This window comes from Sphingobacterium corticibacterium (genome assembly GCF_004208525.1).
Classification (GTDB): domain Bacteria; phylum Bacteroidota; class Bacteroidia; order Sphingobacteriales; family Sphingobacteriaceae; genus Sphingobacterium; species Sphingobacterium corticibacterium.
Window position 1 is genome coordinate 269,783 of the sequence record NZ_SGIT01000004.1, and the last position, 21,400, is coordinate 291,182.

At 40.7% G+C, this 21,400-nt stretch carries 34 protein-coding genes; all 34 read left to right on the forward strand.

The annotated features are described in order from the left end of the window. Positions 1 to 55 precede the first annotated feature (55 nt). Complete coding sequence (gene hisS, locus EWE74_RS17945) at positions 56 to 1,435, forward strand: histidine--tRNA ligase (protein ID WP_130143032.1); 1,380 nt, start codon at positions 56 to 58, stop codon at positions 1,433 to 1,435. A 110-nt stretch (positions 1,436 to 1,545) separates the two neighbouring features. Further along, positions 1,546 to 2,541 (forward strand): pyruvate dehydrogenase (acetyl-transferring) E1 component subunit alpha, encoded by a 996-nt coding sequence (gene pdhA, locus EWE74_RS17950; protein ID WP_130143033.1) that lies wholly within the window; start codon positions 1,546 to 1,548, stop codon positions 2,539 to 2,541. 45 nt (positions 2,542 to 2,586) lie between these two features. Next, entirely contained in the window at positions 2,587 to 4,257 is a 1,671-nt protein-coding gene (locus EWE74_RS17955) for a 2-oxo acid dehydrogenase subunit E2 (protein WP_130143034.1), read from the forward strand. A 209-nt stretch (positions 4,258 to 4,466) separates the two neighbouring features. Further along, complete coding sequence (locus EWE74_RS17960) at positions 4,467 to 5,612, forward strand: serine hydrolase domain-containing protein (RefSeq protein WP_130143147.1); 1,146 nt, start codon at positions 4,467 to 4,469, stop codon at positions 5,610 to 5,612. A 14-nt stretch (positions 5,613 to 5,626) separates the two neighbouring features. Next, complete coding sequence (locus tag EWE74_RS17965; protein WP_130143035.1) at positions 5,627 to 5,986, forward strand: CoA-binding protein; 360 nt, start codon at positions 5,627 to 5,629, stop codon at positions 5,984 to 5,986. Between the two features lie 252 nt (positions 5,987 to 6,238). Beyond that, positions 6,239 to 6,856: a 50S ribosomal protein L3 gene (gene rplC / locus EWE74_RS17970; protein ID WP_130143036.1), complete on the forward strand. Its 618-nt coding sequence runs from the start codon at positions 6,239 to 6,241 to the stop codon at positions 6,854 to 6,856. A 5-nt stretch (positions 6,857 to 6,861) separates the two neighbouring features. Next, positions 6,862 to 7,491 (forward strand): 50S ribosomal protein L4, encoded by a 630-nt coding sequence (gene rplD / locus EWE74_RS17975; RefSeq protein ID WP_130143037.1) that lies wholly within the window; start codon positions 6,862 to 6,864, stop codon positions 7,489 to 7,491. A 1-nt stretch (position 7,492) separates the two neighbouring features. After that, positions 7,493 to 7,783, forward strand: coding sequence for a 50S ribosomal protein L23 (gene rplW, locus EWE74_RS17980; RefSeq protein ID WP_130143038.1), 291 nt, complete (start codon positions 7,493 to 7,495; stop codon positions 7,781 to 7,783). 6 nt (positions 7,784 to 7,789) lie between these two features. Continuing rightward, the gene (rplB, locus tag EWE74_RS17985) at positions 7,790 to 8,617 is read left to right on the forward strand and encodes a 50S ribosomal protein L2 (RefSeq protein WP_130143039.1); all 828 of its coding nucleotides are present in this window, start codon (positions 7,790 to 7,792) and stop codon (positions 8,615 to 8,617) included. Further along, a complete protein-coding gene (gene rpsS, locus EWE74_RS17990) occupies positions 8,617 to 8,883 on the forward strand; it encodes a 30S ribosomal protein S19 (protein ID WP_037498931.1) in 267 nt (88 codons plus the stop codon). The genes rplB and rpsS overlap by 1 nt, the downstream gene beginning before the upstream one ends. Positions 8,884 to 8,890: 7 nt before the next feature. Continuing rightward, a complete protein-coding gene (gene rplV, locus EWE74_RS17995) occupies positions 8,891 to 9,322 on the forward strand; it encodes a 50S ribosomal protein L22 (protein WP_130143040.1) in 432 nt (143 codons plus the stop codon). An 11-nt stretch (positions 9,323 to 9,333) separates the two neighbouring features. Further along, the gene (gene rpsC, locus EWE74_RS18000) at positions 9,334 to 10,128 is read left to right on the forward strand and encodes a 30S ribosomal protein S3 (protein WP_130143041.1); all 795 of its coding nucleotides are present in this window, start codon (positions 9,334 to 9,336) and stop codon (positions 10,126 to 10,128) included. Positions 10,129 to 10,185: 57 nt separating this feature from the next. Further along, positions 10,186 to 10,608 carry a 50S ribosomal protein L16 gene (gene rplP, locus EWE74_RS18005; protein WP_093364169.1) on the forward strand — a complete coding sequence of 141 codons (423 nt, stop codon included), beginning with the start codon at positions 10,186 to 10,188 and terminating at the stop codon, positions 10,606 to 10,608. Between the two features lie 93 nt (positions 10,609 to 10,701). Then, positions 10,702 to 10,920, forward strand: coding sequence for a 50S ribosomal protein L29 (rpmC, locus tag EWE74_RS18010; RefSeq protein WP_130143042.1), 219 nt, complete (start codon positions 10,702 to 10,704; stop codon positions 10,918 to 10,920). 15 nt (positions 10,921 to 10,935) lie between these two features. Further along, positions 10,936 to 11,190: a 30S ribosomal protein S17 gene (gene rpsQ / locus EWE74_RS18015; protein WP_130143043.1), complete on the forward strand. Its 255-nt coding sequence runs from the start codon at positions 10,936 to 10,938 to the stop codon at positions 11,188 to 11,190. After that, positions 11,190 to 11,558: a 50S ribosomal protein L14 gene (gene rplN / locus EWE74_RS18020; RefSeq protein ID WP_130143044.1), complete on the forward strand. Its 369-nt coding sequence runs from the start codon at positions 11,190 to 11,192 to the stop codon at positions 11,556 to 11,558. Before rpsQ ends, rplN begins: the two co-directional genes overlap by 1 nt. Before the next feature lie 2 nt (positions 11,559 to 11,560). After that, positions 11,561 to 11,905 (forward strand): 50S ribosomal protein L24, encoded by a 345-nt coding sequence (rplX, locus tag EWE74_RS18025; protein ID WP_130143045.1) that lies wholly within the window; start codon positions 11,561 to 11,563, stop codon positions 11,903 to 11,905. Next, complete coding sequence (gene rplE / locus EWE74_RS18030; RefSeq protein WP_130143046.1) at positions 11,905 to 12,474, forward strand: 50S ribosomal protein L5; 570 nt, start codon at positions 11,905 to 11,907, stop codon at positions 12,472 to 12,474. Before rplX ends, rplE begins: the two co-directional genes overlap by 1 nt. Continuing rightward, the gene (gene rpsN / locus EWE74_RS18035; RefSeq protein ID WP_130143047.1) at positions 12,467 to 12,736 is read left to right on the forward strand and encodes a 30S ribosomal protein S14; all 270 of its coding nucleotides are present in this window, start codon (positions 12,467 to 12,469) and stop codon (positions 12,734 to 12,736) included. The genes rplE and rpsN overlap by 8 nt, the downstream gene beginning before the upstream one ends. 144 nt (positions 12,737 to 12,880) lie before the next feature. Then, positions 12,881 to 13,279 (forward strand): 30S ribosomal protein S8, encoded by a 399-nt coding sequence (gene rpsH, locus EWE74_RS18040; RefSeq protein WP_130143048.1) that lies wholly within the window; start codon positions 12,881 to 12,883, stop codon positions 13,277 to 13,279. 22 nt (positions 13,280 to 13,301) lie between these two features. Further along, entirely contained in the window at positions 13,302 to 13,856 is a 555-nt protein-coding gene (rplF, locus tag EWE74_RS18045) for a 50S ribosomal protein L6 (RefSeq protein ID WP_130143049.1), read from the forward strand. 5 nt (positions 13,857 to 13,861) lie between these two features. Then, the gene (gene rplR, locus EWE74_RS18050; protein WP_130143050.1) at positions 13,862 to 14,215 is read left to right on the forward strand and encodes a 50S ribosomal protein L18; all 354 of its coding nucleotides are present in this window, start codon (positions 13,862 to 13,864) and stop codon (positions 14,213 to 14,215) included. 11 nt (positions 14,216 to 14,226) lie between these two features. Beyond that, complete coding sequence (rpsE, locus tag EWE74_RS18055; RefSeq protein WP_130143051.1) at positions 14,227 to 14,745, forward strand: 30S ribosomal protein S5; 519 nt, start codon at positions 14,227 to 14,229, stop codon at positions 14,743 to 14,745. Positions 14,746 to 14,750: 5 nt separating this feature from the next. Beyond that, a complete protein-coding gene (gene rpmD, locus EWE74_RS18060; protein ID WP_130143052.1) occupies positions 14,751 to 14,930 on the forward strand; it encodes a 50S ribosomal protein L30 in 180 nt (59 codons plus the stop codon). Positions 14,931 to 15,050: 120 nt separating this feature from the next. Beyond that, the gene (rplO, locus tag EWE74_RS18065) at positions 15,051 to 15,497 is read left to right on the forward strand and encodes a 50S ribosomal protein L15 (RefSeq protein ID WP_130143053.1); all 447 of its coding nucleotides are present in this window, start codon (positions 15,051 to 15,053) and stop codon (positions 15,495 to 15,497) included. A 6-nt stretch (positions 15,498 to 15,503) separates the two neighbouring features. Beyond that, positions 15,504 to 16,847, forward strand: coding sequence for a preprotein translocase subunit SecY (gene secY, locus EWE74_RS18070; RefSeq protein WP_130143054.1), 1,344 nt, complete (start codon positions 15,504 to 15,506; stop codon positions 16,845 to 16,847). A 3-nt stretch (positions 16,848 to 16,850) separates the two neighbouring features. Next, positions 16,851 to 17,633, forward strand: a complete 783-nt coding sequence (map, locus tag EWE74_RS18075; RefSeq protein WP_130143055.1) for a type I methionyl aminopeptidase — start codon at positions 16,851 to 16,853, stop codon at positions 17,631 to 17,633. Between the two features lie 75 nt (positions 17,634 to 17,708). Further along, positions 17,709 to 17,927 (forward strand): translation initiation factor IF-1, encoded by a 219-nt coding sequence (infA, locus tag EWE74_RS18080; RefSeq protein WP_021071231.1) that lies wholly within the window; start codon positions 17,709 to 17,711, stop codon positions 17,925 to 17,927. Positions 17,928 to 17,975: 48 nt separating this feature from the next. Beyond that, positions 17,976 to 18,092, forward strand: coding sequence for a type B 50S ribosomal protein L36 (gene ykgO / locus EWE74_RS18085; RefSeq protein WP_130143056.1), 117 nt, complete (start codon positions 17,976 to 17,978; stop codon positions 18,090 to 18,092). Between the two features lie 30 nt (positions 18,093 to 18,122). After that, the gene (gene rpsM, locus EWE74_RS18090) at positions 18,123 to 18,500 is read left to right on the forward strand and encodes a 30S ribosomal protein S13 (protein WP_130143057.1); all 378 of its coding nucleotides are present in this window, start codon (positions 18,123 to 18,125) and stop codon (positions 18,498 to 18,500) included. Positions 18,501 to 18,510: 10 nt separating this feature from the next. Next, positions 18,511 to 18,900, forward strand: coding sequence for a 30S ribosomal protein S11 (gene rpsK / locus EWE74_RS18095; RefSeq protein ID WP_130143058.1), 390 nt, complete (start codon positions 18,511 to 18,513; stop codon positions 18,898 to 18,900). Positions 18,901 to 18,967: 67 nt separating this feature from the next. Next, positions 18,968 to 19,576 (forward strand): 30S ribosomal protein S4, encoded by a 609-nt coding sequence (gene rpsD, locus EWE74_RS18100; RefSeq protein WP_130143059.1) that lies wholly within the window; start codon positions 18,968 to 18,970, stop codon positions 19,574 to 19,576. An 87-nt stretch (positions 19,577 to 19,663) separates the two neighbouring features. Further along, positions 19,664 to 20,656, forward strand: coding sequence for a DNA-directed RNA polymerase subunit alpha (locus EWE74_RS18105; RefSeq protein ID WP_130143060.1), 993 nt, complete (start codon positions 19,664 to 19,666; stop codon positions 20,654 to 20,656). A 72-nt stretch (positions 20,657 to 20,728) separates the two neighbouring features. Beyond that, positions 20,729 to 21,316, forward strand: coding sequence for a 50S ribosomal protein L17 (gene rplQ, locus EWE74_RS18110; RefSeq protein WP_130143061.1), 588 nt, complete (start codon positions 20,729 to 20,731; stop codon positions 21,314 to 21,316). Positions 21,317 to 21,400: the final 84 nt, after the last annotated feature.

The window sequence follows — 21,400 nt, forward strand, 5'->3', positions numbered from 1 at the left end:
CTTTTGCTTCTTTTTCACGGGGAAAAAGAATAAAGAAAATAATTACCTTTGCCTTATGGCAAATATCAAACCTTCATTAGCTAAAGGTACCCGCGATTTCTCTCCTCGAGAAATGGAAAAGCGAAATTATATATTCAATACCTTAAGAACTGTCTTTAAGAAATTTGGTTATAACGAGATTCAAACCCCTTCGTTCGAAAACTTATCAACCCTGACCGGGAAATATGGCGAAGAAGGCGATAAACTGATTTTTAAAATACTCAACTCTGGCGAGTATCTAGCGAAAACGCCAGCGGAGCTTTTGAATGTTAAATCGTCCAATAAGCTCATTCCTCATATTTCGGAAAAAGCGTTGCGTTACGATTTGACTGTGCCCTTTGCCCGATACGTTGTTATGCATCAACACGAAATTGTACTTCCTTTCAAACGCTTTCAAATACAGCCGGTGTGGCGTGCAGATAGGCCACAGCGTGGACGTTATAGGGAGTTTTATCAATGTGATGTCGACGTCGTGGGGTCTCCGTCTTTGCTTAATGAAGCAGAATTTGTATTGGTTTATCAAGAGGCGTTGAAGGCGTTAGGTTTGAAAGATTTTACAATAAAAATCAACAACCGTAAGATTTTATCAGGTATCGCGGAGGTGATCGGAAAGCCGGAGCTGATGGTGGATATGACGGTGGCGATCGACAAGTTGGATAAGATTGGATTGGATGGCGTGAATAAGGAATTGCTAGGTCGTGGCTTTACGGAAGCGGATGTGGAAGTTTTGAAACCGATCATTCTTCTCGGCGGTTCTAACATTGATAAACTGGCATCTTTAAAACAAGTGCTGGCTGCGTCGGCAATTGGTTTGCAAGGTGTTTCCGAAGTAGAAGATGTTTTTCGCTATCTGCGGGATTTTGGTGCAGCGAGCTTGTTGGATCGCGAGGTAGAAGTCGATATTACGCTTGCACGTGGATTAAATTACTATACAGGGTGTATTTTTGAAGTAAAGACCAACGAAGTTTCGATGGGTAGTATCGGAGGCGGAGGAAGATATGATGACCTAACCGGGATGTTCGGATTAAAAGATCTAACGGGGGTGGGTATTTCTTTTGGTGCCGATCGCATTTACGATGTATTGGAAGAATTGAATCTTTTCCCGGCTTCTTCTTCTACTTCGACCCAAGTACTTATTGTGAATTTTGGAGAAGAAGCCTATTCACATACTCTTCCTTTGTTGTATCAGCTTCGGGAAACCAATATTGCAGCAGAGCTCTATCCCACTGCTGCCAAGTTGAAGAAACAAATGGGGTATGCAGATGGAAAGCAAATTCCTTATGTGCTGCTGGTGGGAGAGGAGGAGATAGCGTCTGGGATGTATTCGCTGAAAGATATGACATCGGGTGAGCAACAAAAAGTTTCATTGGAACAGCTGATTGCTTTTTTAAGTTAAGGGAGCTGCATTCACAAAAAATCACCATTTCCTACGGAAATATTGTCCGATATATCGTTATAAATGATTAGATTTGTGGTCGGATTAGTTAAGAAATTCAATACTTCAAAATGAGTTCAACACCTATAACAAAAGAAACATACTTAGAATGGTATAAGTCCATGTTACTTATGCGTAAATTCGAGGAGAAAGCAGGCCAATTATATGGTCAGCAAAAAATCCGCGGATTTTGTCACCTTTACATTGGTCAAGAAGCTGTTATGGCAGGTACTATTTCTGCTACCAGGCCAGAGGATTCCGTTATAACATCTTACCGTGATCATGCGCATGCTTTGGCAAAAGGTATGTCTGCTAACGAATGTATGGCAGAGCTTTTTGGAAAAGCAACAGGTTGTTCGAAGGGTAAAGGTGGCTCCATGCACTTTTTCTCGAAAGAGCATAAAATGATGGGAGGACATGGCATCGTCGGTGGGCAGATCCCTTTGGGCGCAGGTATTGCTTTTGCAGAGCAATATTTGGGTACGGACAATGTTAACGTATGTTTCATGGGTGATGGTGCTGTTCGTCAAGGAGCTTTAAACGAAGCTTTCAATATGGCAATGCTATGGAAATTACCGGTTATTTTTGTGTGTGAGAACAACGGGTATGCAATGGGGACTTCGGTAAAGCGTACCACAAATATGATGGATATCTATAAGATGGGACACGCTTTTGATATGCCTAGTGCGCCAGTAGATGGTATGGATCCGGTGGCGGTACACAATGCTATGGATGAGGCTGTGCAACGAGCTCGTGCTGGTGAAGGGCCGACGTTCTTGGAAATCCGTACGTATCGTTATAAAGGACACTCCATGTCCGATCCGGCTAAATACCGTACAAAAGAAGAATTAGAGGAATATAAAGGGAAAGACCCACTGATTACTACCAAAGCTGCTATTATGGAAAATAAATATGCGGATGAAGCTTGGTTTAAAGAGGTGGAAGCTGAAGTAAAGAAAGTAGTAGATGATGCTGTGAAGTTTGCAGAGGAATCTCCTTATCCAGATCCTTCGGCCATCTATGAAGATGTGTATGTACAAGAGGATTATCCTTTTATAAAGGAATGATTTAGCGAATTACTTTAACTTAATAGATATAATCTACTATACAATATGGCTGAAGTAGTAAGAATGCCGAAAATGAGCGACACCATGACCGAAGGTGTAATTGCTAAATGGCACAAAAAAGTCGGTGATAAGGTAAACTCCGGAGATTTAATTGCCGAAGTTGAAACAGATAAAGCAACAATGGATTTTGAATCCTATCAGGAGGGAACATTGTTGTACGTAGGCCCAAAAGAAGGTGAAGCGGTAGCAGTTGATGCTGTAATTGCTGTTTTGGGTGAAGAAGGTGAGGACTATAAAGCCTTATTGGAGGGAGATAGTTCATCATCTTCTAAAGAAGAGGCTAAAGAAGAAAAAGAAGACTCCCCCAACGTGGAAGAAGGCGCTTCTGATGATGCTGGTGATGATTCTTCTTCTGTTTCCGCAGAAGATTTAGACTGTACGGTTATCACGATGCCGTTGTTGAGTGACACCATGACCGAAGGCGTAATTGCCCAATGGAACTTTAAAGTAGGAGACGCCATTAAATCTGACGACGCTATTGCTGATGTAGAAACCGACAAGGCAACGATGGAGGTAACTGCTTACGCAGAAGGAACATTGTTGTATATTGGTGTAGAAGCAGGGCAAGCTGCGAAAGTAAATGATATTATTGCTATCGTAGGGCCGGAAGGTACAGATGTAACGCCTTTATTAAAACAGAAGTCAAATGCTCCAGCTAAAGCGTCGAAATCGGAAGGCGCTACGCAGGAAAAGACTGAAACAAAACAACAAGAAGAGGTTTCGTCATCAAGTGATGCTTCTGGTGCATCCGATGATTCGCGCGTAAAAGCATCGCCGTTGGCTCGCAAAATTGCGAAAGATAAAGGCATCAATTTGAATGATGTAAAAGGTTCTGCTGATGGTGGACGGATTGTAAAGAAAGACGTAGAGAACTTTATTCCAAAAGCAAAAGAGACAACTTCTGCACCTGCGCCGGTATCTGCTGCAGCAAGTACAGAAACCAAAACAATCTCTTTGCCACAATATATCGGTGAAGAAAAATATACGGAGCAAAAAGTCTCGCAAATGCGTAAAACGATTGCTCGCCGTCTATCAGAATCCCTATTCACAGCACCACATTTCTATTTGACGATTTCAGTAGATATGGACAACGCTATGGAAGCACGTGGTCAAATTAATACCGTCGCGCCGGTGAAGGTATCGTTTAATGATATTGTTATTAAGGCAGTTGCCGTAGCGTTAAAACAACATCCTGCCGTAAATTCTTCATGGAAAGGGGATACGATTCGCTTTAATGAGCATGTGAACGTTGGTGTGGCAATGGCCGTAGAAGACGGCTTATTGGTGCCGGTTGTGCGTTTTGCTGATGGCAAGTCGTTATCTCATATTTCTGCTGAAGTGAAGGAATACGGTCAGAAAGCAAAAGCGAAGAAGCTGCAACCATCAGATTGGGAAGGCTCAACTTTCACGGTATCCAATCTAGGGATGTTTGGAATAGACGAATTTACATCTATTATCAATTCACCTGATGGCGCTATCCTATCTGTAGGAGCTATCCAGCAGGTTCCGGTAGTGAAAAATGGTGCTGTTGTTCCGGGGAATGTCATGAAGCTAACACTAGGTTGTGACCACCGTGTGGTTGATGGTGCTACTGGGGCCGCATTCTTACAAACATTAAAAGGATTATTGGAAGCCCCAATTAGGCTTTTAGCGTAATTGTTTTTCATATTAATATAAAGAAAAGGACATCCATAGAAAGATGTCCTTTTTGTGTAAATGATAGCGAATAATTCTTGATTTTTTTCTTAATAAATATTAATTTGGAGCGGTAACATTTATTTAATAAAACCGTGATATATCGGAGAGGCAGTTCAGTGAGTATACATTTTTTGAAGATATTAATTATCAGTTTATTTGTCGGTTTGATGTCTTGTTCTTCGCCGGCAGCGAAGCAAAAGAAAGTAGAAGAGAAGCAACAAAAGCAACAAGAGAAGGATAGTATTACGTTGGTTTACAATCCAGCAGATGCAGACCCTGAAATAGATGCTTTTATGCAGAATTTACATCGGAAATCGGCTTTCAACGGAAACGTATTGATCGCAAAAAAGGGAAAGATCATTTACCAAAACACATTTGGATGGGCAGACTACCTGCATAAAGATAGTCTGAAAATTACCTCGAAGTTTGAGCTGGCTTCGGTTTCTAAACCGCTAACGGCATTGGGGGTGCTGAAATTGGCGGAGGAAGAAAAATTAAGGTTGGATCAGACAGTGAACGATTTTTTTCCAGATTTTCCATATTTGGGTATCACGATAAAGATGCTATTGAGCCATCGCAGCGGTCTCCCGAATTATATTTATTTTTCGGAAGAGGCATGGAAGGACAGGACAAAAGCGATGAATAACATGGATGCGATGGATTTATTGATCGAACATAAACCTACGCGGTATGGAGCTCCTGATGGACGTTTTCATTATAATAATTCCAATTACATGGTGCTGGCTGCAATTATAGAAAAAGTGACGGGCCAGGATTTCGCCGTGTACATGAAAGAATCGATCTTTAACCCAGCAGGTATGAAAAATACGGCGGTATTGTCGAAAGCGGTGTATGATAAGATTCCGACAGATGTTGTCGGACATGACCGGGTGTGGAGAAGATCCGTAGTGCAGAACTATTTGGATGGACCTGTTGGTGATAAAGGTATCTATAGTACCGTACAAGACTTGTTTTTATTAGATATAGCGTTGAAAGAGGGGAGGATTGTCAATGAAGCGATACTAGACTCGGCTTATGTGCCCCGTAGTGACGCGAGACGTAGCCTTTTTAGCTACGGTTATGGTTGGCGAACATTTTCACCGGAAAAGGCACAGGTAGTTTATCACACCGGATGGTGGCACGGATTTCGCAATCTATATGTACGGGATTTGACAAACGATATTACGATTGTCTTATTGTCCAATATGGTAAATGGTAGTTTAGTGAAACTAGACGACTTGTATAAGATTTTGAAAATGCCTATTTTAAGGCAAAATGCTTATAGTGCAAATGGAGACTTTATTGTCAACTAACTTATGTTCAATTTATGAAAAAGACACTTATCGTTGGTGCGAGCAATAATCCTGCTCGATATGCTTATTTGGTAGCAAATAAGTTGGTTCGCAAGGGATACCCAATTGTGAACGTGGGAAGAAAAAAAGGAAAAGTAGCTGGCGTAGATATAGAGAATATGGATGATATCCATACAGATATTGATACGATTACATTGTACGTTGGGCCGCAGAATCAAGCTATTTATTATGATTATATTTTGCAGACACAACCCAAACGGGTAATTTTTAATCCGGGCACAGAGAACGAGGAACTTAAACGGCGGCTCGAAGAAGCAGGGATTGAGGCTGTGGAGGCTTGTACGCTTGTAATGCTGAATACCGAGCAATATTAGTGCGGGTATAAATGTCCGCTACGAAATATAAGAAAACGCGGTAAGAGGCGTGTGATTTGGTTTTTTTGGCTGTCAGGTTTATGGAGATGCAACTCCTGTATCTCCATCATGTATTCTTGCATGAAAAAAATAATTCGCTAACTATTTGATACTTATAAAATTCTTTCTACCTTTGCAATCCCTTTATGGGGAAAGTGTGTCTTGAGCGAAGCCCTACTGCTTCGATGGACGATTAATTAATTAATATATAAGATGTCAGGAATTATTGGTAAAAAAGTAGGAATGACCAGCCTGTTCGATGCGGAAGGGAAGAACATCCCTTGTACAGTAATTGAGGCTGGGCCGTGCGTGGTTACGCAGATACGTACGGTAGAAAAGGATGGCTATTCGGCTGTTCAACTTGGCTATGATGATGCCAAGGAAAAGAACACGACAGCTCCTTTAAAAGGACACTTTGCGAAAGCAGGGGTTAGTCCTAAGCGTAAGCTAGTTGAATTCAAAACCTTCGAGGATGAGAAGCAACTAGGTGACACTGTGAATGTCACTATCTTTGAAGAAGGTGAGTATGTGGACGTGGTTGGTACTTCAAAAGGTAAGGGCTTCCAAGGTGTAATGAAGCGTCACGGATTTGGTGGTGTAGGTGGTGCGACTCACGGTCAGCACAACAGGCTACGTGCTCCAGGTTCATTAGGTGCAGCTTCTTGGCCTTCCCGCGTATTCAAAGGGAAACGTATGGCAGGCCGTACAGGTGGTGATAGAGTAAAGATTCAGAACCTACAGGTTTTGAAAGTTTATCCTGAGCAAAACCTGATTGTTGTTAATGGTTCCGTTCCAGGAGCTAAAGGTTCTTATGTAATCGTAGACAAATAGTAGAGATGGAAGTTAATGTATTAAATTTATCAGGTAAAGAAACAGGTGCCAAGGTGCAGCTTCCTGAGTCTGTATTCGGTGTAGAGCCAAACGACCATGCGATCTATTTGGATGTGAAACAATACTTAGCGAACCAACGCCAAGGAACACACAAATCCAAACAACGTAATGAAATCGCGGGTTCTACTCGTAAATTACACAAACAAAAAGGTACTGGTGGTGCCCGCGCGGGTTCTATCAAATCTCCATTGTTTAATGGTGGTGGTCGTGTATTTGGTCCACAACCTCGTGACTATTCGTTCAAATTGAACAAAAAAATGAAGCAGGTAGCGCGCAAATCTGCATTGAGCTATAAAGCTCAGGAGAACAATATATTGGTGTTGGACGAAGTAAACTTCGACGCGATCAAAACCAAAAATTATGTATCGTTCATCAATGCATTAAATTGTGCCGATGAGAAAACACTTCTCGTATTGCCAGCAGAAAACAAGAACGTTTATTTATCAAGCAGAAACTTGAAGAAAACAAAAGTTATTGTTGCAGCAGAATTAAATACGTATGACGTATTAAATGCTACAAAGCTGTTGTTGACGGCGGATTCTGTTAAAACTTTGGAGGAAGCATTCGCTAAATAATATGGAAATTATCAAAAAACCTATTTTAACAGAGAAAGCTTCGTTATTGACGGAGAAATTAAACCGTTACGCTTTCAAAGTTGACCACAGAGCTAATAAAATTCAGATTAAACAAGCTGTAGAAGAAATGTTTGGTGTGACTGTATTGGCAGTTAACACCGCGGTTGTTGCCGGTAAAGCAAAAAGCCGTTATACAAAAGCAGGTTTTGTATCTGGAAGAGCTCCTAAATATAAAAAGGCCATCATTACAGTTAAAGATGGTGAAACTATTGACTTTTACAGTACACTATAATAAGAAATGGCAGTTAAAAGATTCAAACCGGTTACCCCTGGTACTCGCTTTAGAGTAGGTGCTGACTACTCGGACGTTACAACTAACGTTCCGGAGAAATCATTAGTAGTTGGTATCAACAAGAAATCAGGTGGTCGTAATAAGTCCGGTAAAATGACTATGCGTTATCTCGGTGGGGGACATAAAAAAGTATACCGATTAATTGATTTCAAACGCGATAAAAAAGATATCCCTGCAAAAGTTGCTACTATTGAGTACGATCCAAACCGTACGGCGCGTATTGCTTTATTGCACTACGCTGATGGTGAAAAACGTTATATCATTGCCCCGGCTGGACTAACAGTTGGTCAAACGGTAATAGCAGGTGATCATGCAGCCCCAGAAGTAGGAAATACATTGCCATTAGCAAATATCCCGCTAGGTTCTATCATTCATAATATTGAGTTGAATCCTGGTCAAGGGGGATCAATCGCTCGTTCGGCTGGTACGTACGCGCAATTGTCTGCTCGTGATGGTAAGTATGCTATTATTAAATTGCCTTCAGGCGAGACCCGTATGATTTTGTTAACCTGTGTTGCGACTATCGGTTCGGTATCGAACGCGGAAAAAGCGAATCAAGTGTTGGGTAAAGCAGGTCGTAAACGTCATTTAGGACGTCGTCCTCGCGTTCGTGGTGTGGCTATGAACCCGGTTGATCACCCAATGGGTGGTGGTGAAGGCCGTTCATCAGGAGGTCACCCTCGTTCACGTACAGGTGTGTTGGCTAAAGGCTTCAAAACACGCTCTAAGAAGAAAATATCGAATCGTTACATCATTGAGAGAAGGAAAAAATAATGGCTCGTTCAATTAAAAAAGGTCCTTATATCGATCACAACTTAGAAAGAAAAGTTCTTTCTATGAATGAAACAAACAAAAAATCAGTAATCAAAACATGGTCTCGTAGATCAATGATTTCACCTGATTTTGTTGGCCATACCTTCGCAGTGCACAACGGGAATAAGTTCATCCCTGTTTATGTAACAGAAAATATGGTTGGTCACAAGCTTGGTGAATTCGCGCCTACGCGTACATTCAAAGGCCACGCAGAAAAGAAAAAATAATTAGGTAATGGAAGCAACAAAAAAACTCAAAAAATCTGTCTTAATCAGACAGCGCAAAGAGCAGGAAAAAGCTCAAGTAGGAGGAGCTTCTACTGCCAAGTTATTGAACTGCCCTACTTCACCGCGTAAAATGCGTTTAGTGGTAGATCTTATCCGTGGCGAAAAAGTGGAATCGGCTCTTTATATCTTGAAACATTCAGGAAAAGAAGCTGCTGCTCGTGTTGAGAAATTATTATTATCAGCTATCAAAAACTGGGAAGCAAAGAATGAAGGAGCTTCTTTGGAAGACAGTGCTTTGTATGTGAAAGAAATACAGGTAGACGGAGGTCGTCAATTGAAGAGATTGCGTCCAGCTCCACAAGGTCGTGGCTATAGAATTCGTAAACGTTCAAACCATGTAACTTTGGTCGTAGATAGTTTAAATAACGTAAACAACTAATTTAGATAAGAATGGGACAAAAGGCAAATCCAATAGGTAGCAGATTGGGGATCATCAAAGGATGGGACTCTAATTGGTTCGGAGGCAACAACTATTCTGATAAGTTAGTTGAGGACGAAAAAATCAGAAAATATCTTTCTGTACGTATCGCAAAAGGAGGCGTAGCAAAAGTTGTTATTGAAAGAACTTTGAAGCGCATCACAGTTACTATTCACACGGCTCGTCCGGGAATCGTTATCGGTAAAGGCGGTCAAGAAGTTGACAAGATTAAAGAAGAGTTGAAAAAATTGACGAAAAAAGACGTTCAAATCAACATCTTTGAAATTAAACGCCCAGAGCTTGATGCGAAATTGGTAGCAGAAGGTATTGCTAAACAATTAGAAGCACGTATTTCATTCCGTCGTGCAATGAAAACAGCAATTGCTTCAACCATGCGTATGGGTGCCGAAGGTATCAAGGTAATGTGTTCAGGTCGTTTGGGTGGTGCTGAAATGGCACGTACCGAACAATATAAAGAAGGAAGAACGCCTTTGCATACATTACGTGCTGACATTGACTATGCATTAGCAGAAGCGTTGACTACTTACGGTAAAATCGGTGTGAAAGTTTGGATCTGTAAAGGTGAAGTTTACGGTAAACGTGACCTATCCCCTAATATCGGACAAACGTCAAACACGAAAACCCGTGGCGGAAACGAAGGCGGAGGCGATCGTCGTGACAACCGTAAAGGCGGTGGACGCGGTGGAAACCGGGGTGGAAGCAATCGTGACCGTGGCGGAAGCCGTGGTGGTTCAAACAGAGGATAATTAATTAATAGATTAAAACAGATATCCGTCAGCTTGGCGGATTAAAAAAATACGAACATGTTACAGCCAAAAAGAACGAAGTTCAGAAAGATGCAGAAAGGCCGCATGAAAGGTAACGCTTCTCGTGGAGCGGAGTTAGCTTTCGGTTCTTTCGGTATCAAGTCAATGGAGCCAGCATGGATCACTAGCCGCCAAATTGAGGCTGCGCGTATTGCCGTAACACGTTACATGAAACGTGAAGGTCAAGTGTGGATCCGTATTTTCCCTGACAAACCTGTTACCAAAAAACCTGCAGAGGTACGTATGGGTAAAGGTAAGGGAGCTCCTGAATACTGGGTAGCCGTAGTGCGTCCAGGCCGTATGTTATTTGAAGCAGAAGGTGTACCTTTAGAGGTTGCCAAAGAAGCATTGCGTTTAGCTGCTCAAAAATTACCGGTTCAAACAAAGTTTGTTATACGTAGAGACTACGTAGAAGCATAAACGTTGGTAATGTCAATGGGTTTAGATCATGTGGCCGTTACCCACATGATGACATGTAAACCTTAAGATAACCCGACACAATACTGAAAGAAAATGAAGAATTCAGAAATTATCGAATTATCACAAGAGGAACTTACAGCTCGTCTCGCACAAGAGAAAGCTGCTCTTAACAAGTTGAAATTTGCACATGCTGTTTCTGCTATTGAGAACCCCAATGCGATCAAAGCAGGGCGCAAAACTATCGCTCGTATCTCTACAGAGATTTCAAAACGTAGAATTGCTGCACAATCCGAAACAGCCGCTGAGGCATAAATGTAAAGTCGAAAAATGGAAAGAAATTTAAGAAAAACAAGAATCGGCTTGGTAGTTAGCAACAAGATGGACAAGTCTATCGTGGTGGCTGTTGAACGTAAAGTGAAGCACCCTATCTATGGTAAGTTCGTGAAAAAAACTACCAAATTCAAAGCTCATGACGAAGAGAATACCTGCGGTATCGGCGACACGGTATTAATCATGGAAACACGTCCGTTGAGTAAAACAAAGAACTGGAGATTAGTTGAAATATTAGAAAGGGCTAAATAATGGTACAACAGGAATCAAGATTAAATGTAGCCGACAACTCAGGAGCTAAAGAAGTTTTAGTAATCCGAGTATTAGGCGGTACGCGTAAGCGCTATGCATCTATCGGTGATAAAGTTGTTGTTACCGTAAAGAGCGCTTTACCTTCAGGAAATGTGAAGAAAGGAACCGTTTCCAAGGCAGTAGTCGTACGTACGAAAAAAGAAATCCGTCGTAAAGATGGTTCTTACATCCGTTTCGATGACAATGCTGCTGTATTATTAAATAATAACGATGAACCACGCGGAACACGTATCTTCGGCCCAGTAGCTCGGGAACTACGTGAGAAGCAGTTCATGAAAATTGTATCACTAGCACCGGAGGTTTTATAATTATGGCACAGAAGAAAAAAGCAACTACGCACAAAATCAAAATTAAAAAAGGTGATTTAGTGAAAGTTATCGCCGGTAACGCTAAAGGTGTTCAGGGTAAAGTTCTACAGGTTATAAAAGAAACTAATAGAGCGGTTGTAGAAGGCGCTAATATTGTTAAAAAACATACTAAACCTAGTGCAGCTAATCCTAACGGTGGTATTATTGAAAAAGAAGCTGCTATCCACATCTCTAATATCGCGTTGATCGATCCGAAATCAGGTGAGCCTACTCGTGTTGGTCGTCGTGTGAATGCAGATGGCAAAATTGTTCGTTACGCAAAAAAATCAGGGGAGGAAATTAAATAATGACTTACGTACCAAGATTAAAAGCGAAATATGCGGAGGAAATCCGTACGGCGCTAAAGGAAAAATTCCAGTATAAAAGCGTTATGCAAGTTCCGAAGCTTGAGAAGATTGTGGTATCGCAAGGTATCGGTGCTGCTACTGCTGATAAGAAGTTGATTGACAATGCAGTGGCTGAATTAACCTTGATCACAGGTCAGCAAGCGGTTCCTACAAAATCAAAAAAGGACATCTCGAACTTTAAACTACGTAAAGGAATGCCAATTGGGGCACGTGTAACATTACGTGACAACAATATGTATGAATTCCTTGATCGTTTGGTAGCTGTATCTTTGCCTCGTATCCGCGATTTTCGTGGTATCAACGAAAAAGGTTTTGACGGAAGAGGTAACTATAATTTAGGTATCACCGAGCAAATTATCTTTCCAGAGATTAATATTGATAAGATCAATAAAATCCAAGGTATGGATATCACTTTTGTAACTTCGGCCGACAATGATGTGGAGGCTTTGGAGTTGTTGAAACAATTCGGTTTACCATTCAAAAATCAAAATTCAAACAATAATGGCTAAAGAAGGAATAAAAGCACGCGAACTCAAACGTCAAAAGCTGGTAGCTAAATTTGCGGAGAAACGTGCAGCTTTGAAAGCTGCTGGTGACTACGCTGCGTTAGATAAGTTGCCGAAGAATGCTTCACCGGTACGTTTACACAATCGTTGTAAATTAACTGGTCGTCCTAAAGGATATATGCGCCAATTTGGTATCTCTCGTGTAACTTTCCGTGAGATGGCTTTGGACGGTAAAATCCCGGGAGTGAAAAAAGCTTCTTGGTAATCAAGAAAAAAACATTTACTTTTGCCCGGATAAATCGTGAATCGGTTTATCGGGGCAATTTGTTTTGCAAATTTTATTAACAGATGACAGGTCTCCAGACTTTGGTTAGTCCGTGAGAAACCATTATCGCAATTTTTATACATAATGAATACAGATCCAATAGCGGATTACCTTACACGAGTAAGGAATGCCATTAAGGCCAACCACAGGGTTGTTGAAATTCCTGCATCGAACCTTAAGAAAGAAATCACTAAAGTTCTTTTCGATAAAGGTTACATTGCTAATTACAAATTCGAGGAAAACGGTCCTCAAGGTAACATTAAGATAGCTTTGAAGTACCATCCGATTAGCAAAATTCCGGCTATTCGCACATTGACACGTGTGAGTAAACCTGGTTTAAGAAAGTATGCAGGTGTTGACAGCATGCCTCGTGTTTTGAATGGTCTGGGTATCGCAATTTTGTCGACTTCCAAGGGAGTAATGACAGATAAAGAGGCCCGTCTGCAAAACGTAGGTGGTGAGGTTTTATGTTACGTTTATTAATCTAGGTAAAAACACAGAAGAAATGTCAAGAATTGGAAAAGCGCCTATCGCTATTCCTTCGGGAGTAACGATCAACGTATCAGATAAAAATCTGGTAACGGTAAAAGGACCGAAAGGCGAACTAACACAGCAAGTGGATAGTGATATTACCGTAAAACAAGAAGACGATACTATTATAGTATCACGTCCTACTGAACAAAAAAGACACAAATCATTACATGGTTTGTACCGCGCCTTAATCAATAACATGGTTGTAGGTGTTACGGAAGGATACAAAACTACACAGGAACTAGTCGGTGTAGGTTACCGTGCAACAAGTACAGGTAATACATTGGAGTTAGCCTTAGGTTTCTCTCACCCGATTGTTTTTATATTGCCAAAGGAAATTAAAGTAACTACTACTTCGGAAAAAGGTAAAAATCCTACTATTACGTTGGAAAGTGCTGATAAGCAGTTAATCGGTCAGATTGCTGCGAAAATCCGTAGCTTCCGTAAGCCGGAGCCTTACAAAGGAAAAGGTGTTAAATTTGTAGGTGAAGTATTAAGAAGAAAAGCAGGTAAATCAGCTAAAAAATAATAACCATGGCAGGAAATAAAACATCTCGCAGAGAGCGAATCAAAAAAGGAATAAGAAAGAGCCTGACTGGAACGGCTGAGCGTCCACGTTTATCCGTTTTCAGAAGCAATAAAGGTATCTATGCTCAAATTATCGATGATGAGGCTGGAAAAACGTTAGCTTCAGCGTCTTCAGGTTCGAAGGATTTTGCCGCAAGCGGTACAAAAATAGAGCAATCGAAGGCTGTCGGAAAATTAGTGGCAGAAAAAGCTGTAGCAGCAGGTATTAGCAAAGTAGTTTTTGACCGTAATGGGTACTTATACCATGGCCGTGTGAAATCATTGGCTGAAGGTGCTCGCGAAGGCGGTTTGGACTTTTAATCAATAAGAACATGGCATTAAGCAATATAAAAAGAGTAAAATCAAGCGAAATAGAATTAAAAGATCGCTTAGTAAGCATCCAACGCGTAGCGAAAGTGACTAAAGGCGGTCGTACCTTCAGTTTCTCGGCTATCGTTGTTGTGGGTGACGAAAATGGTATCGTGGGTTACGGACTTGGTAAAGCAAAAGAGGTTACTGAGGCTATTACGAAGGGTATCGATGATGCAAAGAAAAACTTGATTAAAGTTCCTATCATCAACGGTACAGTTCCTCACGAACAACATGGCAAATTCTCTGGAGGTCGCGTTTTGATTAAGCCAGCTGTTGGCGGTACGGGCGTACTAGCAGGTGGTGCAATGCGTGCCGTATTGGAGAGTGCGGGTATTAAGGACGTATTAGCGAAATCATTGGGTTCATCCAATCCGCACAATGTTGTGAAAGCAACAGTTGATGCATTGGTTAAACTTCGTGATGCCTACACCGTTGCCCAAAACCGCGGTGTCGATTTAAACAAAGTATTTAACGGTTAATTATCATGGCAAAAATCAAAATCACCCAGATAAAGAGCGTTATCGACAGAAGCGAGCGCCAAAAGAGAACTATTCAGGCCCTTGGCTTGAAACGTATCAACCACTTCGTAGAAGTTGAAGCTACACCATCCATTATCGGTATGGTCAGAAAAGTCAACCACTTAGTAGCGGTAGAGACTGTTTAAGATAGAATAGGTAAATGGAAAGGGTTTTCGGATTCTTTCCATTCCGTTTATTAATTAATTATTCATCGTTACGACCTGTTTAGTGAGAGCGAAGGCGTAACACAACATTTTTAATACAAAATGAATTTAAGTAGTTTAAAACCAGCTAAAGGTTCTGTAAAAAACAGAAAACGTATCGGTAGAGGTCAAGGATCTGGTCGTGGCGGTACATCAACTCGTGGCCATAAAGGTGCCGGTTCGCGTTCAGGACATTCTACGAAGATTGGTTTCGAAGGTGGTCAAATGCCTTTGCAACGTCGCGTACCTAAGTTCGGTTTCAAAAACATGAATCGCGTCGAGTATAAAGGAATTAACTTGGACGTATTGCAGGAGCTGGTAGCTAAGTACAATTTGACAGCTATCGACTTCGATACTTTAAAAGCTCATGGATTAGTTGCCAAAAAAGACTTAGTGAAAATCTTAGGTCGTGGCGAGTTGACTACTAAAGTAGAAGTTAAAGCCCATGCTTTTTCTGCTTCGGCACAGAAAGCTATTGAAGCTGCAGGTGGTTCTATCGAAAAACTATAAAATTACATGAAGAAACTAATCACAACCTTAACCAATATATGGAAAATAGAAGATTTACGCAATCGTATTATTACCACATTGCTTCTTCTTCTTATCTACCGTATTGGTTGTCACGTGGTTCTGCCGGGTGTCAACCCTGATGCATTAGTGGCTAGAAGTAGCGAAGGCAATAGCATATTGGACTTAATCAATATGTTTGCTGGAGGGTCGTTCTCCCGGTCGGCGATATTCGCGTTGGGTGTAATGCCCTACATTTCTGCATCAATCGTTGTTCAGTTATTGGGGATAGCGGTTCCTGCATTTCAGAAAATGCAAAAAGAAGGCGAATCGGGTCGTAAAAAAATGACACAGATTACGCGTTACCTAACATTGGCGATTACGTTGGTGCAAGCGGTAGCTTATGTGAAAACACAAGTCCCTGCAGAAGCGAAAACATTAGCAGAACCAATGTTCACTATTCTTTCTGCAATTGTGTTAACAGCAGGTACCTTGTTTGTGATGTGGCTTGGTGAAAAAATTACAGATAAAGGTATTGGTAATGGTATCTCCTTAATTATCATGGCAGGTATCATTGCGCAGTTGCCAGCAGGTATTGTGGCAGAGTGGGGATCTCGTATGAGTCCTAGTGGAGGTGGACCTATTCCACTTTTATTAGAGTTTGTCGCCCTTTTCTTTGTTGTGATTTTTGCCATCTTGGTGGTGCAAGGTATTCGTAAAGTCCCTGTACAGTACGCCAAAAAGATTGTTGGTAACAAGCAGGTCGGTGGGGTACGCCAGTATATTCCTTTAAAAGTGAATGCTGCCGGCGTTATGCCTATTATATTTGCACAGGCTATTATGTTCTTGCCAATGGCTTTATCACAGTTTTTTCCAGATTTACAGTCTGATTTTTTAGCGTCATTAAGTAACTATACATCCGTTGCCTACAACGTAACATTTGCTGTTCTCATTATTGCGTTTACGTTTTTCTATACGGCAATTATGGTAAATCCACAGCAGATGTCTGAAGACATGAAGAAGAATGGCGGCTTTATTCCTGGAATAAAGCCGGGTTACGATACGAATATTTTTATCGATAACGTCATCTCGCGTATTACCTTCCCGGGAGCTATATTCATTGCGATTATTGCGGTGATGCCTGCTCTAGCGGCTAAATTAGGTGTGAATAACCAATTCGCACATTTCTATGGAGGTACTTCTTTATTGATTCTAGTAGGTGTAGTGTTAGATACATTACAGCAGATTGAGAGTCATCTGTTAATGCGTCATTATGACGGCTTGATGAAGACGGGCAGAGTAAAGGGTCGTTCGACAGCTACCGTAGAAGGTATCGATCAATCAGCACTTTAATAAATGTCCAAAGTTTATTATAAAACAGAAGAACAAATCGAGCAAATACGAGAGTCTGCAAAGGTACTCTCGTTATTACTTGGTGAGATTGCAAAGGAAGTAAAGCCTGGAATTACTACGTTATCGCTAGATAAATTAGCCTATGATTTTATTCATGACAATGGAGGTACCCCTGCATTCCTGAACTATCAAGGTTTCCCATTTTCGTTATGTATATCGGTAAACGATCAAATTGTTCACGGATTTCCGAGTGATTATGTGCTGAAGGAAGGTGATATCGTTTCGGTAGACGGTGGCGTCAATTTAAAGGGATTTATTAGTGATTCAGCCTACACTTTTGGTGTAGGTAATATTTCGGCAGAAGCACAGCAATTGTTGGAGGTGACCAAAGCAGCTTTGTATAAAGGTATTGAGCAGGCAGTCGCCGGAAAACGTGTAGGCGATATTTCAGCAGCCGTGCAAGAACATGTTGCACCTTACCATTATGGTATCGTAAGAGAGCTAGTAGGACATGGTGTTGGTTTACATTTGCACGAAAAGCCGGAAGTGCCAAACTACGGAAAGCGTGGTTCTGGACCAAAGTTGGACGCCGGTTTGGTCATTTGTATTGAGCCGATGATCAATGCAGGCAAAGCTGGTGTGAAGTTTTGGGATGATGGTTGGACGGTGAGTACTATTGATGGAAAGTTATCTGCTCATTTTGAACAGATGGTTGCTATCCGAAAAGGTACGCCGGACGTGTTGCTGACATTTGAACATGTGGAAGAAGTTTTGGGTAAAAAGTAGTTGGTTTTCAATATTTTTTATTTATCTTTGCACTCCTGTTTGTACAGGCCAAAAAAGTAAATTAACATAGGATATATGGCTAAACAAGCCTCGATAGAACAAGACGGTATAATTAAGGAGGCGCTTTCTAATGCGATGTTCCGTGTAGAATTGGAAAATGGGCATGAAATTATTGCGCATATTTCCGGAAAAATGCGTATGCATTATATCAAAATTTTACCTGGAGATAAAGTGAAGTTGGAAATGTCGCCTTATGATTTAACAAAGGGAAGAATTACGTATCGCTATAAATAGCGGTTGTTTTTACTTTTCGGTATAATAGGCTTTTAAAATACTACAACAATGAAAGTTAGAGCATCAATAAAAAAACGTAGCGCGGATTGTAAAGTTATCCGTCGCAAAGGAAAGGTTTTTGTAATCAACAAAAAGAACCCTAAGTTCAAGCAACGTCAAGGGTAGTTTAATTAACATAATCGCTTAAAGTATTATATGGCAAGGATAGCAGGTATAGATTTACCTAAAAACAAAAGAGGCGTAATAGGCCTTACCTACATCTTCGGTATTGGTCGTTCCACAGCGGCTTATATCTTGAAAAAAGCGGGTATCAGTGAGGATGTTAAAGTATCTGAATGGAACGATGATCAATTAACAGCCATCCGTAACATCATCAACGAAGAAGTTAAAGTTGAAGGTGCTTTGCGTTCTGAAGTGCAGTTAAACATCAAACGTTTGATGGATATTGGTTGTTACCGTGGCCTACGTCACCGTAAGCATTTACCTCTTCGCGGTCAACGTACAAAAAACAACTCACGTACCCGTAAAGGTAAACGTAAAACAGTTGCAAACAAGAAAAAAGCTACTAAATAATAATTAAGAAATGGCTAAAAGTAAAAAGGTTACAAAAAAGCGTATCGTCGTTATTGAGCCAGTAGGTCAAGCTCATATCAACGCTACCTTTAACAACATCATCATTACTTTGACAAACAATCAAGGTCAGACTATTTCATGGTCTTCAGCTGGTAAAATGGGGTTCAGAGGTTCTAAAAAGAATACTCCGTACGCTGCTGGTCAAGCTGCTCAAGACTGTGGTAAAGTTGCACACGACTTAGGTTTACGCAAAGTTGAAGTTTTTGTAAAAGGTCCGGGAGCTGGACGTGAGTCGGCAATCCGTACATTACAGACCATTGGAATCGATGTGACTACGATCAAAGATATCACGCCACTTCCGCACAATGGTTGTCGTCCTCCAAAACGGAGAAGAGTTTAATAATTTTATTGTTTAAGATAAGATTCGTCAGCTATAGGTTGATAGATACTTCAAACAGAGAGAAAAAATGGCAAGATATACAGGACCTAAGTCCAAAATTGCACGTAAATTCAGAGAGCCTATTTTTGGCCCTGATAAGGCTTTAGAAAAAAAGAATTATCCTCCAGGACAACACGGTCCGTCAAAAAGAAGAGGTAAGCAATCTGAATACGCTATTCAGTTGCTAGAAAAGCAAAAAGCAAAATACACCTACGGTGTTTTGGAGCGTCAGTTCCGTACGTTGTTTGCAAAGGCATCAGCGAAGCAAGGTATTACTGGGGAGAACTTCTTGAGATTATTAGAAGCTCGTCTGGATAATGTTGTTTACCGTTTGGGTATTGCTCCAACACGTGCAGCAGCTCGTCAGTTGGTTTCACACAAGCACGTTACCGTTAACGGAGAAGTCGTTAACATCCCATCATATAGCCTACGTCCGGGCGATGTAATTGCCGTTCGTGAGCGCTCTAAATCTTTAGAAGCTATCGTAGCTTCTGTAGAAGGAAGAAAGATTAACAAATTCAGTTGGTTAGAGTGGAACGCTAATGAATTAACAGGAACGTTCGTTTCTTTCCCTGAAAGAGTTGATATTCCAGAAAACATTAAAGAAAACTTAATCGTAGAGTTGTACTCTAAATAGTAATTAATAGGAGTGAGCCAAATCTCTAGATTATGCTTACTCTTATTATATTTTACGTTATTAATAAAAACTTTTAAAAGAAAATAAATGGCAATTTTAGCATTTCAAAGACCGGATAAAGTTATCATGCAAAAATCAACAGATTTTGATGGTACTTTCGAATTTCGTCCATTAGAGCCTGGTTTTGGTGTAACTATTGGTAATGCTTTGCGCCGTATTTTATTGTCCTCCTTAGAAGGATATGCAATTACGTCGGTAAGGTTTTCAGGCGTTTCGCACGAGTTTTCTACTATCAAAGGTGTTGTTGAAGATGTTACCGAGATCATTTTGAACTTGAAGCAAGTTCGTTTCAAGAAAACTGGTGAGCAGGGCGATAGCGAAAAGATCTTTGTCGTTATTAATGGTCAAGATCAATTTAAAGCGGGCGATATTACGAAGTTCTCCAATAATTTTACAGTTTTAAATCCAGAATTGGTTATCTGTAATATGGATAATTCCGTTACTATAGAGGTTGAACTCTCTGTAGCTAAGGGACGCGGTTATGTAAATGCTGAAGAAAATAAAGTTACAGACGGTCCTGTTGGTTTTATCGCTGTAGATTCTATTTACACGCCAATTAAGAACGTAAAATACACCATCGAGAATTATCGTGTAGAACAAAAAACCGACTACGAGAAATTGTTGTTGGATATTTCTACCGACGGTTCTATTCATCCCGAAGAGGCTTTGAAAGAAGCTGCTAAGATTTTGATTCAACACTTCATGTTATTCTCTGATGAAAATATGTTGTTAGAGTCTCAAACAAAAGAGGAAACCAAGGTAGTGGACGAGGAAATTTTACACATGCGTAAAATATTGAAAACCGAGTTGGTGGATTTAGATCTTTCTGTTCGTGCGTTGAACTGCTTGAAAGCGGCTGATATTCGTACATTGGCAGAATTGGTGACTTATGACGTTGCGGATATGTTGAAGTTCCGTAACTTCGGTAAGAAGTCTTTGAGCGAAATTCAAGAGTTGGTTAAATCGAAAGGTTTGTCGTTCGGTATGAATCTGTCCAAATATAAATTGGACGAAGAATAAAATTAATTAATAAATAAGCGACCTGTTGCGTAATTCCTCTTTTAAGAACGGTACGCACAAAAACACAAAAAAATGAGACACGGAAAAAAAGTAGACAAATTAGGGCGCACTGACAGTCACCGTAAGGCGATGTTGGCCAACATGGCGACTTCATTGATCAAACACAAGCGTATTACGACGACTTTAGCTAAAGCTAGAGCATTGCGTAAGTATGTAGAACCTTTGATTACAAAATCAAAGAATGATACAACGCATTCTCGTCGTACAGTATTCGCTTACTTAAAAGACAAAGAAGCTGTAACGATTTTATTCCGCGAAATTTCGGAAAAAGTTGCTTCTCGTCCGGGTGGGTATACACGTATCATCAAGTTAGAAAATCGTCTTGGTGACAATGCTGAAATGGCCTTCATCGAATTGGTTGACTACAACGAAATCTATGGACAAACAGCGAAAGAAGAGAAGAAAGCGACTCGCCGACGCGGTGGTAAGAAGAAAGCTACGGAAAAAACTGCTGAAGTTGAAGTAGCTGAAGAAGTAGAAGTGACGGAGGAAGTTAAAGACGAAGTATCTAAAGCAGAAGCAACAGCGGAAGAAACTTCCGCAGCTGAAGAAGCGCCTGCAAAAGAAGAATCTTCGGAAAAGGAAGAGAAAAAAGATTAATATTTTTCTCATTTATAAAAAAGCCCGTCACATATCATGACGGGCTTTTTTATTTTATAATTACTTATTATTTTCAGCATGTTA

Excerpts from the sequence above, each read along its gene's own strand:
- hisS (WP_130143032.1), top strand. The coding sequence starts at position 56 with ATGGCAAATATCAAACCTTCATTAGCTAAAGGTACCCGCGATTTCTCT.
- pdhA (WP_130143033.1), top strand. The coding sequence starts at position 1,546 with ATGAGTTCAACACCTATAACAAAAGAAACATACTTAGAATGGTATAAG.
- EWE74_RS17955 (WP_130143034.1), top strand. The coding sequence starts at position 2,587 with ATGGCTGAAGTAGTAAGAATGCCGAAAATGAGCGACACCATGACCGAA.
- EWE74_RS17960 (WP_130143147.1), top strand. The coding sequence starts at position 4,467 with ATGTCTTGTTCTTCGCCGGCAGCGAAGCAAAAGAAAGTAGAAGAGAAG.
- EWE74_RS17965 (WP_130143035.1), top strand. The coding sequence starts at position 5,627 with ATGAAAAAGACACTTATCGTTGGTGCGAGCAATAATCCTGCTCGATAT.
- rplC (WP_130143036.1), top strand. The coding sequence starts at position 6,239 with ATGTCAGGAATTATTGGTAAAAAAGTAGGAATGACCAGCCTGTTCGAT.
- rplD (WP_130143037.1), top strand. The coding sequence starts at position 6,862 with ATGGAAGTTAATGTATTAAATTTATCAGGTAAAGAAACAGGTGCCAAG.
- rplW (WP_130143038.1), top strand. The coding sequence starts at position 7,493 with ATGGAAATTATCAAAAAACCTATTTTAACAGAGAAAGCTTCGTTATTG.
- rplB (WP_130143039.1), top strand. The coding sequence starts at position 7,790 with ATGGCAGTTAAAAGATTCAAACCGGTTACCCCTGGTACTCGCTTTAGA.
- rpsS (WP_037498931.1), top strand. The coding sequence starts at position 8,617 with ATGGCTCGTTCAATTAAAAAAGGTCCTTATATCGATCACAACTTAGAA.
- rplV (WP_130143040.1), top strand. The coding sequence starts at position 8,891 with ATGGAAGCAACAAAAAAACTCAAAAAATCTGTCTTAATCAGACAGCGC.
- rpsC (WP_130143041.1), top strand. The coding sequence starts at position 9,334 with ATGGGACAAAAGGCAAATCCAATAGGTAGCAGATTGGGGATCATCAAA.
- rplP (WP_093364169.1), top strand. The coding sequence starts at position 10,186 with ATGTTACAGCCAAAAAGAACGAAGTTCAGAAAGATGCAGAAAGGCCGC.
- rpmC (WP_130143042.1), top strand. The coding sequence starts at position 10,702 with ATGAAGAATTCAGAAATTATCGAATTATCACAAGAGGAACTTACAGCT.
- rpsQ (WP_130143043.1), top strand. The coding sequence starts at position 10,936 with ATGGAAAGAAATTTAAGAAAAACAAGAATCGGCTTGGTAGTTAGCAAC.
- rplN (WP_130143044.1), top strand. The coding sequence starts at position 11,190 with ATGGTACAACAGGAATCAAGATTAAATGTAGCCGACAACTCAGGAGCT.
- rplX (WP_130143045.1), top strand. The coding sequence starts at position 11,561 with ATGGCACAGAAGAAAAAAGCAACTACGCACAAAATCAAAATTAAAAAA.
- rplE (WP_130143046.1), top strand. The coding sequence starts at position 11,905 with ATGACTTACGTACCAAGATTAAAAGCGAAATATGCGGAGGAAATCCGT.
- rpsN (WP_130143047.1), top strand. The coding sequence starts at position 12,467 with ATGGCTAAAGAAGGAATAAAAGCACGCGAACTCAAACGTCAAAAGCTG.
- rpsH (WP_130143048.1), top strand. The coding sequence starts at position 12,881 with ATGAATACAGATCCAATAGCGGATTACCTTACACGAGTAAGGAATGCC.
- rplF (WP_130143049.1), top strand. The coding sequence starts at position 13,302 with ATGTCAAGAATTGGAAAAGCGCCTATCGCTATTCCTTCGGGAGTAACG.
- rplR (WP_130143050.1), top strand. The coding sequence starts at position 13,862 with ATGGCAGGAAATAAAACATCTCGCAGAGAGCGAATCAAAAAAGGAATA.
- rpsE (WP_130143051.1), top strand. The coding sequence starts at position 14,227 with ATGGCATTAAGCAATATAAAAAGAGTAAAATCAAGCGAAATAGAATTA.
- rpmD (WP_130143052.1), top strand. The coding sequence starts at position 14,751 with ATGGCAAAAATCAAAATCACCCAGATAAAGAGCGTTATCGACAGAAGC.
- rplO (WP_130143053.1), top strand. The coding sequence starts at position 15,051 with ATGAATTTAAGTAGTTTAAAACCAGCTAAAGGTTCTGTAAAAAACAGA.
- secY (WP_130143054.1), top strand. The coding sequence starts at position 15,504 with ATGAAGAAACTAATCACAACCTTAACCAATATATGGAAAATAGAAGAT.
- map (WP_130143055.1), top strand. The coding sequence starts at position 16,851 with ATGTCCAAAGTTTATTATAAAACAGAAGAACAAATCGAGCAAATACGA.
- infA (WP_021071231.1), top strand. The coding sequence starts at position 17,709 with ATGGCTAAACAAGCCTCGATAGAACAAGACGGTATAATTAAGGAGGCG.
- ykgO (WP_130143056.1), top strand. The coding sequence starts at position 17,976 with ATGAAAGTTAGAGCATCAATAAAAAAACGTAGCGCGGATTGTAAAGTT.
- rpsM (WP_130143057.1), top strand. The coding sequence starts at position 18,123 with ATGGCAAGGATAGCAGGTATAGATTTACCTAAAAACAAAAGAGGCGTA.
- rpsK (WP_130143058.1), top strand. The coding sequence starts at position 18,511 with ATGGCTAAAAGTAAAAAGGTTACAAAAAAGCGTATCGTCGTTATTGAG.
- rpsD (WP_130143059.1), top strand. The coding sequence starts at position 18,968 with ATGGCAAGATATACAGGACCTAAGTCCAAAATTGCACGTAAATTCAGA.
- EWE74_RS18105 (WP_130143060.1), top strand. The coding sequence starts at position 19,664 with ATGGCAATTTTAGCATTTCAAAGACCGGATAAAGTTATCATGCAAAAA.
- rplQ (WP_130143061.1), top strand. The coding sequence starts at position 20,729 with ATGAGACACGGAAAAAAAGTAGACAAATTAGGGCGCACTGACAGTCAC.